The sequence below is a fragment of the Mycobacterium tilburgii genome (genome assembly GCF_902168065.1).
Lineage (GTDB): Bacteria > Actinomycetota > Actinomycetes > Mycobacteriales > Mycobacteriaceae > Mycobacterium > Mycobacterium tilburgii.
On sequence record NZ_LR655752.1, the window covers coordinates 1 to 12,370 of the forward strand.

General features: G+C 67.6%; 7 protein-coding genes and 8 pseudogenes. 3 read left to right on the forward strand and 12 right to left on the reverse strand.

What is annotated here, in order from left to right; translation table 11 throughout:
* Positions 1-197: 197 nt before the first annotated feature.
* A pseudogene (locus tag FQ389_RS16680) lies at positions 198-1,083 on the forward strand (D-alanyl-D-alanine carboxypeptidase family protein).
* Positions 1,084-1,091: 8 nt separating this feature from the next.
* On the opposite strand, the pseudogene FQ389_RS16685 reads toward FQ389_RS16680, so the two are convergent.
* The 7 genes and pseudogenes from FQ389_RS16685 to ffh all read right to left on the reverse strand — a co-directional run bounded on the left by FQ389_RS16685 (position 1,092) and on the right by ffh (position 7,929).
* Positions 1,092-1,674: pseudogene (locus tag FQ389_RS16685) on the reverse strand (TetR/AcrR family transcriptional regulator).
* Positions 1,566-3,398 (reverse strand): annotated as a pseudogene (locus FQ389_RS16690) (N-acyl-D-amino-acid deacylase family protein). Before FQ389_RS16690 ends, FQ389_RS16685 begins: the two co-directional pseudogenes overlap by 109 nt.
* A 221-nt stretch (positions 3,399-3,619) precedes the next feature.
* On the reverse strand, positions 3,620-3,841 hold the full coding sequence (locus tag FQ389_RS16695; RefSeq protein WP_144209629.1) for a hypothetical protein: 222 nt from the start codon (positions 3,839-3,841) through the stop codon (positions 3,620-3,622).
* 125 nt (positions 3,842-3,966) lie between these two features.
* Positions 3,967-4,131 carry a hypothetical protein gene (locus tag FQ389_RS18315; protein ID WP_186296489.1) on the reverse strand — a complete coding sequence of 55 codons (165 nt, stop codon included), beginning with the start codon at positions 4,129-4,131 and terminating at the stop codon, positions 3,967-3,969.
* A 653-nt stretch (positions 4,132-4,784) separates the two neighbouring features.
* Positions 4,785-5,114 (reverse strand): protein kinase family protein, encoded by a 330-nt coding sequence (locus tag FQ389_RS16700; protein WP_144209632.1) that lies wholly within the window; start codon positions 5,112-5,114, stop codon positions 4,785-4,787.
* Between the two features lie 177 nt (positions 5,115-5,291).
* Positions 5,292-6,362 carry a metal-dependent hydrolase family protein gene (locus FQ389_RS16705; protein WP_144209641.1) on the reverse strand — a complete coding sequence of 357 codons (1,071 nt, stop codon included), beginning with the start codon at positions 6,360-6,362 and terminating at the stop codon, positions 5,292-5,294.
* A 10-nt stretch (positions 6,363-6,372) separates the two neighbouring features.
* A complete protein-coding gene (ffh, locus tag FQ389_RS16710; protein ID WP_144209635.1) occupies positions 6,373-7,929 on the reverse strand; it encodes a signal recognition particle protein in 1,557 nt (518 codons plus the stop codon).
* Positions 7,930-8,053: 124 nt separating this feature from the next.
* Between ffh and FQ389_RS16715 the strand changes: the two are divergent.
* Both FQ389_RS16715 and FQ389_RS16720 read left to right on the forward strand, forming a co-directional pair.
* A pseudogene (locus FQ389_RS16715) lies at positions 8,054-8,875 on the forward strand (alpha/beta hydrolase).
* 146 nt (positions 8,876-9,021) lie between these two features.
* Positions 9,022-9,362 (forward strand): annotated as a pseudogene (locus tag FQ389_RS16720) (DEAD/DEAH box helicase family protein); the annotation flags it as partial.
* Between the two features lie 2 nt (positions 9,363-9,364).
* Here FQ389_RS16720 and FQ389_RS16725 read toward each other — a convergent pair.
* The 5 genes and pseudogenes from FQ389_RS16725 to ftsY form a co-directional block, all read right to left on the reverse strand.
* Positions 9,365-10,190: pseudogene (locus FQ389_RS16725) on the reverse strand ([protein-PII] uridylyltransferase family protein); the annotation flags it as partial.
* A gap of 147 nt (positions 10,191-10,337) precedes the next feature.
* Positions 10,338-11,090, reverse strand: a pseudogene (locus FQ389_RS16730) (ammonium transporter); the annotation flags it as partial.
* Positions 11,091-11,164: 74 nt separating this feature from the next.
* The gene (locus tag FQ389_RS20905) at positions 11,165-11,341 is read right to left on the reverse strand and encodes a hypothetical protein (RefSeq protein WP_260860859.1); all 177 of its coding nucleotides are present in this window, start codon (positions 11,339-11,341) and stop codon (positions 11,165-11,167) included.
* Between the two features lie 83 nt (positions 11,342-11,424).
* Positions 11,425-11,517: pseudogene (locus tag FQ389_RS21515) on the reverse strand (hypothetical protein); the annotation flags it as partial.
* A 256-nt stretch (positions 11,518-11,773) separates the two neighbouring features.
* A partial coding sequence (gene ftsY / locus FQ389_RS16735; RefSeq protein WP_144209638.1) for a signal recognition particle-docking protein FtsY occupies positions 11,774-12,370 on the reverse strand: 597 nt, incomplete at its 5' end.

Consider the following 12,370-nt stretch of genomic DNA (forward strand, 5'->3'; position numbering starts at 1 on the left):
CCCCCCCCCCCACCCCCCCCCCCCTCCCCCCCCCCCCCCCGACACCCCCCCCGCCCCCCTCAGCCCCCGCGCCCACGGGCCCCGCCGAAAACGCCCCGTCTCTTATCCACATCTGACGCTGCCGTTCTGCCCGGTGCCTCACGGGCACCAGGGAGGCACCGGAAGCCGAACACGTCCGGAAGTTACACTTTGCGGCCATGCGGAACTTCCTGGCCGCAGCTGCTGCGCTGCTCACGGTCGCCGGCCTGACCCCCGGGACGGCCACCGCGCCGGAGTCCCGTGCGGACGACATGCAGCCCATCGGCTCCGATGCCGATCCCCGACGGCCCCTTCCAGACCTGGGTCCTGGCCGATTTGGACAGCGGTCAGGTACTCGCAGCCCGCGACCAGTACATGCAGCACTCGCCGGCGAGCACCATCAAGGTGCTGTTGGCGTTGGTGGTGCTCGACGAGGTACCCCTAGATGCCACCGTGGTCGCCGACGTCGCCGACACCCAGGTGGAGTGCAACTGCGTCGGCGTCCAGCCCGGCCGCGTCTACACCGCGCGCCAGCTGCTGGACGGGCTGCTGCTGGTGTCCGGCAACGATGCCGCTAACACGCTGGCGCACCTGTTGGGCGGCGCCGACGCTACGGTGGCCAAGATGAACGCCAAGGCCGCCTCCCTTGGGGCCACCGGCACCCACGCGTCCACCCCGTCCGGCCTAGACGGCCCGGGCGGCTCCGGCGCCTCGACCGCGCACGACCTGGCCGTGATCTTCCGGGCCGCGATGACCAACCCGACGTTCGCGCACATCACCGCCGAACCGTCGGCGATGTTTCCCGGCGAGCACGGCGATGAGCCGATCACCGATCAGGACGAGCTGCTGACCCGCTACCCGGGTGCCATCGGCGGCAAGACCGGGTTCACCAACGCCACACGCAAGACGTTCGTCGGGGCCGCGGCCCGTGGCGGACGCCGCTTGGTGGTCGCGATGATGTACGGGCTAGTCAAGCCGGGCAGTCCAACGTACTGGGATCAGGCGGGCAGCCTGTTCGATTGGGGTTTCGAGCTGAACCCATCGGCAAGCATTGGGTCACTGTAGGACCGTCGCTAGCCGTCCTCGTTGGCGACCAGTCCCGTTATCAGCTTGGATAGCAACGCGATTCGTGGCTCCTCGATATCTGGCTCCGGGGAGATCCCGCGCAACCATGGCCGCGCCGTCAAAGACGTTGGTCAGCAACGCCACCAGCACCGGGAACGTCTCCGCCCCGACGACCTCGAAGCCCGGCAGCGTCCGCGCGGCGTCGAGAATCTTCGCGGTGTACTGCGCCATGACGTCGCGCAGATGAGCGTTGAGTTTCCCGTCGGTGCGCGCGGCGACCATCAGTTCGTAGAGCACCGCGTTGGTGGGGCTGCCGGTGATGTCCCGCAAGATCGTCAGCGCCGCTTGCAGCGCCGGCCGGGATCTGTGCTACCTGCTTGGTGAACGGCTTAGCACTTCTGAGGCCGTCGCCGCCATGAAGTCGCTCATCGTCTCGAAGTGACGGAACAGGGCGCCCACCGACACCCCGGCCCGCTTGGTGATCACGGCCGCGGAGGCCCGCGCGTAGCCGACCTCGATGATACTAGCGGTGGCGGCGTCGAGGAGACGACCGACGGTCTCCTCGCGGCGCTGTTGCTGGGTCCTGGCCATCGCGGTGACTCAGACCAGTGCGGCGCGCGCCGCACCCGCTGACCCGCCCGCAGGTAGCGGCCCGAGTTCACGGTCTGCCCGTAGCCGTCGCGGAATTCGCTCGCCCGGAAAGACCACGGCGCCGCCGACGCCGGTGGCGACCACGGCCTCATCGTTGCGGTTGACCATGCGCCGCAAGCCCGCCGTAGAACGGCACCACTTCCTCGTGGTAGCTGTCGACCTCGTCGGTCAACCCCTGCGGGTCGATCACCACGAAGTCCGCGCGGTCACCCTGGCGTAGGGTGCCGGGCGTCGATGCCGAACCACTCTGCCAGTTCCCCGGTCAGCCGGTGCACGGCCCGCTCGGTAGTCATGAACGGCTGGCCGGCGCGGTAGGCGTCGCGGGTCCGCTTGAGCAGCTTGATCGGAAAGTTGTAGAACGCCATGTTGCGCAGGTGGACACATGCGTCGGAGAAGCCCATGTGCACACTGCCTTCGTTGGCGAGCGCATTGAGCAGCTTGGACCGGTGGCTGGCCACGATGGTGGTCCACCGAACGTTGCGTTCACCGTTTTCGACGAGGACATCCAACGCGTCCAACGGGTGCAGGCCGCGCTCGTCGGAGATCGCGCCAAAACTCTTGTCGATCAACGACTTGTCGGGGCATTTGACGATGACGGCGTCGTGGAAGTCGCGGTGCCACAGCGACGGCCCCAGCTTGATCCGGTCGAATTCCTTGCGGAACTCCCGGCGATAGGACTCGTCGGCCAGTAATTCGTTGCGCTGCAACTGGTCACGCAGGTGCAGCGCGGCGGTGCCGGCGCCGAACTCCTCGATGGAATCGCACGCTGGAGCGCAGCAGCTTGTTGGACAGCCGGATGGCCGGGCCGAACACGTAGACGGCCAGCGGCATCAACTTGGCGTAGGCCGAGACCAGCAGACTCATCCGAACACCCTTGCGGAGGTTGAAGATCCGGCTACTGGCCAAAAGAACATCAGCGCGGACGACGGCTTGTCGACATACGGTGCGCTCCGCAGGATCCGGCCGCGCTTGCACAGCAGCTTGATCAGCTTGCGCCGCTCCCGCCAGGTCGCGAGTCGACGGCAGCGCCCGCGACCGGAACCGGTCGCCGTCGAGTTTGTCGATCGCCGCGTCCATGCCGGACATGCCGAGCATCCCGGCGTCGAGCGCGTCGTCGAGCAGCGTGGCCATCGTCCAGTTCGGCGTCGGTGGGCTTGACGGTCTTGTCGGTGGCGCGGTCCAGCCCCAGCACCGTGCTGCGCAGGTCCGAATGGCCGAGTAGCGAACTGGCATTGGGGCCGAGCGGCAACGCGTCGATGGCTTCGATGTATTCTTCGACGGTGGTCCGGGTCCGGTTGTTTTCCAGCGCGCCCAGGACGAATTGGTGCGGCACCGCCTCGACCCGGTTGAACAGGTCGGCGGCGTCCTCGGAAGTCGGCGTAGACCGTCGACCGCGAGCACATGCCCAGCAGCACGGTGGTCACGCCGTGGCGCACCGATTCGCGCAGCCCGGGGTCCAGCAGCACTTAAGCGTCGTAGTGGGTGTGCACGTCGATGAAGCCGGGCACAACCCATTTGCCGGCCACGTCGATCACCTCCGGGCATCCGGTCTCGTCGATCGGTTCGGACGACACCGTGGCCACCACGCTCTCACGGATGCCCAGCGTGCAGGTGTGCGGCGCGCTGCCGGTCCCGTCGAATCACAATCCGTCCCGGATGATCACGTCGTAGGTTACTGTTGCCTCCCGGCTCGTTGGTTGCTGGCGACGCTACCATAGTTATAGTGAGTGCTCGCAATCTTTTTGCACGATGTGAGCGTCCCACGACAAAGGAGCTGTCAGAGCGTTATCGGCCCGGCCGGCCGGACACCGCGGGCGGCTCGGGGTGTGCAACGGAGCGTTCGACGGGGCGACGGGCACCGGCGGGCCGCTCGGCTCGGGGACGGTCACCGGGTCCGGCACATATTGAGCGTGGCGGGAATCCGCACCACCGAGGAGCGCTGCCTGCACTCGTCGATTTGCACGACCAGATCCATCTCCCCCGCCAGATCACCGTGCGGGCTGGGCCGCAGCGCCAGCGTCTGGAGGGTGGTCTGCGACTTGGCCACCCCGCCGGACGCCTCGCCACCCGAACGCCAAACGGCACCGTCTCGGGCCGTGACTGCCACTGGCAGCCCTCGAATCGGAAGACCACGGGACGGAACCACCGGTTGAGGCCAACTGGGTGTGGTCATTGTCGTGTATCGCGGCGGCTGAGCAGTAGGATGGTTGTGCACGACGTCCGGAACGCCTATCAGGATATCACGTCCGGGGGTTGCGGGCTGGGCGTGTAATCGAACGTCTCCTTGGACCGTTCGACCTGCAGGCGGTAGGTGCCCTCCAGCGCGGCGGGCGGGGTAGATGCGTCGGTGGTCGGCGGCAGCGCGACGGGGCGCGGCGGGAGCGCTCGACGGGACACCGGCGGTCCGTTCGGCCGTCGACTCGATCTTGCGGCCGGTGACGATGCCGAACGCGAACAGCCCGGCCAGCACCGCGGCCGCGGCGGCGACGACCACGATCTTGCGGGGCCGCCGGCCGGGTCGGCACCGCGGGTTCGGCATCGGTTTCGGCGTCGTCCGTGGCGCCCGACGCACCCGGTGGTTCACTTGGTGCACCCGGTCTGCGGGCCAGTGGTAGTCCGGGTAGTCCAGCACCAACACGGGGTCCGGACCGGGCGCGCCGGTGACAATCCGGCGGCCGCACTGACGACGTCGGCGAACGGCGCGGAAGCTGGTAAACTGGTCGCCGGGCTGCGCGGCGAACGCCCTGGGCGAACACCTCGTCGAGTGGCCAATTCGGGGCGCTGCGAGCTCAGTTTCGGTGGCGTGCGCGCAACAACTCGCGCAGCGCGGTGGTCGCATTGGGGTACCCGCTCGGCGGCGCCCAGGTCAGCAGATGATAAAGCGGTGGCGGCCAGCGAGTACTGATCGGCGTGTGCGTCGGTGTCGGCCCCTATCAACTGCTCGGGCGCGGCGTAGCCGACCGTGCCCGCCGAGACGTGCGGCCCGACACGCTCGCGTGCTCTCCAAGTGGACGGGCTATTCCGAAGTCGCCCAACAGAATCTGTTTTGCTCACCCTCTTGCCGGACGGTCATCAGGATGTTGGCCGGCTTGACGTCGCGATGCAAAAGCCGCGCTGGTGGGCGTAGTCCAGCGCGCCGGCGACCGGGCGACGATCGCCAGGACCTCGCCGGTCGGCCACACCGCCGGGAAACGATCCCGCATCAGCTGCGCGGCGCTGCTGCCCTCCACGTAGTCCATCGCGATCCACAACCGTGCGTCGAGGTCGCTGCGGTGGTGCACCGCCACGATGTGCGGGTGCCGTAGACTCGTCACGGTCGCGGTTTCCTCGAGAAAACGCCGCCGGAATCGGCCGTCCGACGACGGCGGCAACGAGATCACCTTCAGCGCCTGCCAGCGCGCCGAACCGGGATCCCGAACAAGGTAGACCTCGCCCGGCCGCCCCGGATCCTAGCTTTCGCGCGACGGTGTATCCGGCAAACCGCGCCGCTGGCCAGTGCCATCAGCAGATTCTATCCGGCCGGCATGGCACCCCGCCCGTCCGGCGCAGGTGCCGCGCTAGGGCCGAAACATGTTGCCGCGCAGCAGAACAAGATCGGGTTGGCTCAATACGGACGGGCCCTTTCGGGGGTCCTCGGCGTGGCACACCAGATCGGCCGACGCCCCGTGGTCCAGCCCGGGGTGGCCCAGCCAGCTTCGGGCATCCCAGCACGCCGCGCCCAGCGCGGCGGTCGGGCTCATCCCGATGCCCTTGAGCGCCTCGACCTCGTCGACGATGCGGCCGTGCGCGATAATCGGGCCGGCGTCGCTTCCAGCGTAGATCGGCACACCCGCCTCCACGGCCGCCGCAATCCGCCCGGCGCAGCGCGCATGCAGCTCGCGCATGTGGGCGGCGTAGGTCGGGTAGCGCGTCGCGGCATCGGCGATGCCTGGGAAGTTGTCGACGATGTTGATCAGGGTGGGCACCAGCACCGTGCCGTGTTCGACCATCAGCGCGATGGTGTCGTCGGTGAGCCCGGTGCCGTGTTCGATGCAGTCGATCCCGGCCTTGATCAGCCCCGGCATCGCCTCGTCGCTGAACACATGGGCGGTCACCCGGGCGCCGTGCGCGTGCGCGGTGTCGATCGCCTCCTTGAGCACGTCGTCGGACCACAACGGCGCCAGATCGCCAATGCTGCGGTCGATCCAGTCGCCGACGAGCTTAATCCAGCCGTCACCGCGCCGCGCCTCCACGGCCACCGCCGCCGGCAGTTGCGATTCGTCTTCGAGCTCGACGGAGAAGCCGGCCGAGTAACGCTTCGGTCTGGCCAGGTGCTTGCCGGCCCGAATCAGACGGGGCAGATCGTCGCGGTCGTCGAGGCTGCGGGTGTCGGTCGGCGAGCCACAGTCACGCAGTAGCAGCGCGCCGACATCGCGTTCGGACTCGGCCTGCGCGACGGCCTCGTCGCGCGGGATTTCGCCCGTCTTGCCGAGCCCGACGTGGCAGTGCGCATCCACCAGGCCGGGCAGGATCCACCCGCCGTCGAATACGGTGTCGGCCCCGGCAACCGGTTCGGTGCTGAGGCGGCCGTCGACAATCCACAGTTCGATCTCGGTCTCGTCGGGTAACCGCAGACCTCGCACGTGCATAGCCACGCGGCTACTTCTTGCCGGGGAACTTGAGCTTGGACAGGTCGAAGTCCGCCAGCCCCGGCGGCAGCTCGTTGAGCCCTTCGGTCAGCTGCGACAGGTCGGGGAACCCGGCGGGCATAACGGGCGCCCCGGGCCCGAACGGGCTCTTGACCTTGGGCGGCGTCGGCCCCCGTCCGCCTTTCTTGCCCTTTTTACCCTTGGCGGCCTTACCTTTTCGGGTCGCCGACTTGCGGCCCAGGCCCGGAATGCCCATGCCGCCCAGCATCGACGACATCATCTTGCGGGCCTCGAAGAACCGGTCGACCAGCTGATTGACCTCCGAGACCGTCACGCCCGAGCCGTTGGCGATGCGGAGCCGCCGCGAGGAGTTGATGATCTTCGGGTCGGCGCGCTCCTGCGGCGTCATCCCGCGGATGATGGCCTGCAACCGGTCGAGCTGGCGATCGTCGACCTCGGCCAGCGCCTCCTTCATCTGCCCCGCGCCGGGCAGCATGCCCAGCAGGTTGCCGATCGGCCCCATCTTGCGGATGGCGAGCATCTGCTCGAGGAAGTCCTCCAGGGTCAGCTTGCCGGTGCTAATCTTGGCGGCGGCGGCCTCGGCCGCCTGCGCGTCGAAGACCTGCTCAGCCTGCTCGATCAGGCTGAGCACGTCGCCCATGCCCAGGATGCGGTTGGCCATCCGGTCGGGGTGGAAGACGTCGAAGTCTTCCAGCTTCTCGCCGGTGGACGCGAAAAGGATTGGTACGCCGATGACCTCACGGACCGACAACGCCGCGCCACCGCGGGCGTCGCCGTCCAGCTTGGTCAACACCACACCGGTGAAGCCGACACCCTCGCGGAACGCCTCGGCGGTGGTGACCGCGTCCTGACCGATCATGGCGTCGAGCACGAAGAGCACTTCGTCGGGGTCGACCGTGTCGCGGATGGCCGCGGCCTGGCTCATCAGCTCGTCGTCTATACCCAGCCGCCCGGCGGTGTCGACGATGACCACGTCGTGATGCTTGGCGCGGGCCTCGGCGAGCCCGGCGGCCGCGACGGCGACGGGGTCACCCGGTCCGGACTCGGGCGAAGCGCCCGGGTGCGGGGCGAACACCGGCACACCGGCCCGCTCACCGGTAACCACCAGCTGGTTAACCGCGGCGGGCCGCTGCAGGTCGCAGGCCACCAGCAGCGGGGTATGGCCCTGGCCGCGCAGCCACGCCGCCAGCTTTCCGGCCAGCGTCGTCTTACCGGATCCCTGCAGGCCGGCCAGCATGATCACGGTCGGCGGCGTCTTCGCGAACGCCGGCTGGCGAGTCTGGCCGCCGAGGATGCCGATCAGTTCTTCGTTGACGATCTTGACGACCTGTTGCGCCGGGTTCAGCGCACCGGACACCTCGGCGCCGCGGGCGCGTTCTTTGATCCGGCCGACGAACGCCCGCACGACGGGCAGCGAGACGTCGGCCTCCAGGAGCGCGAGCCGGATTTCCCGGGTGGTGGCATCGATGTCAGCGTCGGTCAGTCGACCTTTGCCGCGCAGCCCCGCCAGGACACCGGTCAACCGGTCGGACAGCGATTCAAACACTCCGCCAGCCTAGCGGGGGACCGCCGGGAGCCCTCACTGGCGCAAGTGTGCGGTTGGCCGCAATTCGCCTCGGTGCATCGCACTCTTGACAAGGCGGTCGTCCCGGCCAGCAAAACGTCAGCACATGCTCGAGGTGATCGACAAGGGGCGTTGCTCCGACACCCACCCGGTACCGTTGCTGTTCGTGCACGGCGGCTGGCACGGCACATGGTACTGGGACAACGGGTTTCTGGACTACATTTGCCGACGCCGGCTACCGCGCGGTCTCGCTCAGCCTTCGCGGGTACGCCGGCAGCCCCGCCACCAAACCGCTGCCGAAGGTCTCCATCGCCGACTACATCGACGACGTCACGTCGGTGGCCGACGACCTGGGCGGCGCCCCGGTCGTCGGCCATTCAGTGGGCGGTTCGTGATCCAGCGCTACCTCGAGGAGCGCCGGGCGCCCGCCGCGGTGCTGCTCGGGTCACTGCCCCCGCAGGGCGTGCTGGGCACCGCGTTGCGGGTCTGGCGCCGCCGACCGTCGATGACGTTGGAGTCCTGGAACGATCCGACGTTGCTGAAGTCCCTCGCCACCCGGCGCTGGCCCGCGAATACCTGTTCTGCCCCAACAGGCCCGAGGCCGTCCGTCGTCGAATCCTGCCACCGGCGCGCCGGGGCCGAGAGCATCCGCGCGACGATGATCGACCCGCCGGGTCCGCCCAGTCCGGACCCGGCGGGTGCGCACGCCGATTCTGGTGCTCGGCGCGGTGTACGACGGTTTCGTCAGCCCGCGCGCGGTGCGCGCCACCGCGCTTACGGGACCCGGCCGGAATTCTTTTCGACGGGCCACAACATGATGCTCGAACCGAGCTGGCCCGACGTCGCCGCGCGGATCGACGCCTGGATGCAAGCGCGGTCTGGTGCGCCGCTCACAGCTTTCGGGATAACCTATCTGCGGCCTGGCTGACGCACCGTTGCGTCGTTGCGACGCCGAAAAGCGTTGCCATGCTACATTTCACACCCGCCGCCAAGCCGGTTGGCATCGTGCGGCCGGGGTCAACGACTTGGATGGGCGCGACCTGCGAACCGCGCACCGGAAGGGAGCCTGTGTCGATGCAGCCGGTCAGCGACACAGCGACTGCCGACGCTTACAGCCGACCGCTGCGGGGCTGGCAGCGCCGGGTCTTGGTGAAACATCTCTCCGCCGAGCTGCGCGACTTCCTCGCCGTGGCCACGCCGGAATTCGGCAAGACGACGTTCGCACTGCGAGTGGTGACCGAATTGTTGCACAGTCGCACCGTCGAGCAGATCACCGTCGTGGTGCCCCACCGAACACCTGAAGGTGCAGTGGGCCCAGGCCGCGCAGCGGTACGGCATTTTCCTGGACCCGAGGTTCTCCAACACCAACCCGCAGACCTCGCCGGGAGTTTCACGGTGTGCTGGTCACCTACGCCCCGGCGTAGAAGGCGATGGTGCGCCCGGCGTCGGAAAGCCTGCGCGCCAAGTCGAATCGATCGCCGATGTGCAGCGCCGCGCTGATATCGTCGGCGAACTGGGCGAGCAACTGATCGCGGCCCGCGGCCGGACACCCGATGCAGCTCGGTGCGCACATCGACCAGGGTCAGGTAGGCGTCGCCGAGTGAACCGCCCGGGCTTTCCGGACGGCCCATGTCGTGGCGGTCGATGAGCTGGGCCAGGCCCAGCGCGTCGAGCACTTGCACGTCGCGTAGACCGCTGCGGGCCAGATTTGAGGTCGGGCTCGGCGCGGTGCGCGATTCGACCGCAGCGCAGCCAGCGCGCTTGCGTCATCTCCACCAGTTCGTCCATTCGGGACCGAATTGCGGTGCGCCACTACCTTCTTGCGCCGCCGATCAATTCGTCGGACAGCTCAGCGTTGCCGGCGATGTGGCGCGCGTCCAGCATGCCCACCGCGGCGATCATGTCGCCGTTGGCGACACCGAGCGTTCCGGCCACGGTGCGCACACTGTGGTCGAGCCTAATGTTGGCGTCCCACAGCGGATACCACAGGCCGTCCGCTACTCGCTGCAACACATCGTAGGAGACGTTGTCCTGCAACAATATCAAGTCGAGGTCGGAGTACGGCAGCAGCTCGCAACGGCCCAGACCGCCCACTTCGACGATCGCGAACGCGCCGGTTTCGGTGATGCCGAGTTCAGTCGCCTTGTCTGTCAGCCACGACTCGTGCAGATCCAGCCACGCATGGCGCAGCTCAGCCGCGTGCAGGGCGCTGCCCTCGTACAGTAACGCACGCCGCGCAGCACGAGATCGCTTGCTCCAGAAGCTATCTCGTCCTGTGCATTCGGCAGGCTGGCACGGGAAAGAACCGACGCCGTAGACACCGCGAAATCGTAACCGCTCTCCGCGTGCTCGGCCTCATCGATGCCGGAGGCTTCTGCCTCGGCATTGAGCCGCAGCCCAATCGTGTACTTCAGGATTAACGCCAGGATAGTCGTCAGGATTAACGCCAGGATAGTCGTCGCGATGAAGGAGTAGCCAAGGACGGCGAACGCGCCGACCGCCTGCTTTTCCAGCTGCTCCCAGCCGCCACCGTATAACAATCCCTTGGACACACCGCTGACGCCGTTGATCGCCAGGCCATCCGGCGCGGCCAGCAGGCCCAACAGCAGGGTGCCCACCAATCCGCCGACCAGGTGCACGCCGACCACGTCGAGTGAGTCGTCGAAGCCGAGCTTGAACTTCAGCCCCACCGCCAGCGCGCACACCACACCGGCCACCAGGCCGACGATCAAAGCGCCCAGCGCGTTGACCGACGAACAGGACAGGGTGAATGGCGACCAGCCCCGGCGACGATGCCCGACGCCGCTCCCAGCGTCGTGGCGTGGCCGTCGCGGATGCGCTCGGTGAGCCAGCCGCCAGGCGAGCATCGCCGCGGCCGTCGCGATCGTGGTCGTCGTGATGAAGGTCGACCCGGCGGCACCGTTGGAGCTGGTGGCCGACCCGGCGTTGAAGCCGTACCAGCCGAACCACAGCAGGCCGGCTCCGAGCATCACGAACGGCAGGTTGTGCGGGCGGAACAGGGTGGTGGGCCAGCTCTTGCGCTTACCGAGTACCAGCGCCAGTGCCAGGCCCGCTGCACCGGAATTGATATGGACCGCCGTCCCGCCGGCGAAGTCGATTGCGTGCAGCTGTTGGCAATTCACCCGCCCTTCTCGGAGGCGAAGCCGTCAAAGGCGAACACCCAGTGCGCGACCGGGAAGTAGACCACCGTCGCCCACTAGCCAGCGAATACCAGCCAGGCGCTGAACTTGAGCCGGTCGGACACCGTTCCCGAGATCAGCACGACCGTGATGATCGCGAACAGCAGCTGGAGTGCCACGAAGACGGTCGCGGGCAGCGTGCCGGACAGTGGAATATCGGTTGCTGACACTCCCTTGGTGGGATCCGTGACCACCGCGTTGCCACCATCAGCCCCTTCAGCCCGAAGTAATCGGTCGGGTTACCCATGAAGTTGCCCACGTCATTGCCGAAGGCAACTGAATATCCGTACAGTACCCACAGCACCGTTACAACGCCCATGGCGCTGAAGCTCATCATGAGCATGTTGAGCACGCTTATGGCGCGCACCATCCCCGCCGTAGAAGAACGCCAGGCTTGGCGTCATCACTAACACCAGCGCTGAACTCGCCAGCATCCAGGCGGTATCGTTGGTATTGGGCTGGCCCAGTATCGGGAATGTCACTCAGTCTCACCTCCGGTCGGGCCCTGATCTGGTCATCGGATATATGCCTGATGACCTGATCCAGAACCTTGCGCAATGGTTGTTTCCGAGAGGGGGCCGCAGTATTTCGGCGGCATTAACGAAACGGTCCCCGTGTAAGGGGTTTCAGCCGAGCAGGGCGTCGACGAATGCGGTTGCCTCAAAGGGTGCGAGATCGTCGGGGCCTTCGCCCAGGCCAACAAGTTTCACCGGCACGCCCAATTCTTGTTGCACGCGGAAAACGATGCCGCCCTTGGCTGTTCCGTCCAATTTGGTCAGCACCACGCCGGTGATGTCGACGACCTCGGCAAACACCTTTGCCTGAGCCAGCCCGTTTTGCCCGATCATGGCGTCGAGAACCAGCAGAACTTCGTCGACGGCGGCCCGCCGGGTCACCACTCGTTTGACCTTGCCGAGCTCGTCCATCAGGCCCACTTTGGTGTGCAACCGCCCCGCGGAGTCGATCAGCACGACATCCGCGCCGGCCTCGATGCCCTTGTCGACGGCGTCGAAGGCCACCGACGCCGGGTCGGCACCCTCGGGTCCGCGCACCACTTCCGCGCCCACCCGCGACGCCCAGGTCTGCAGCTGGTCGGCAGCGGCAGCCCGGAATGTGTCGGCGGCGCCCAGCACGACGCGTCGGCCGTCGGCGACCAGGAACCGGGCAAGTTTGCCGACGGTGGTGGTTTTCCCGGTGCCGTTGACGCCGACGACCAGCAGCAC

Excerpts from the sequence above, each read along its gene's own strand:
- FQ389_RS16705 (WP_144209641.1), bottom strand. The coding sequence starts at position 6,362 with ATGCACGTGCGAGGTCTGCGGTTACCCGACGAGACCGAGATCGAACTG.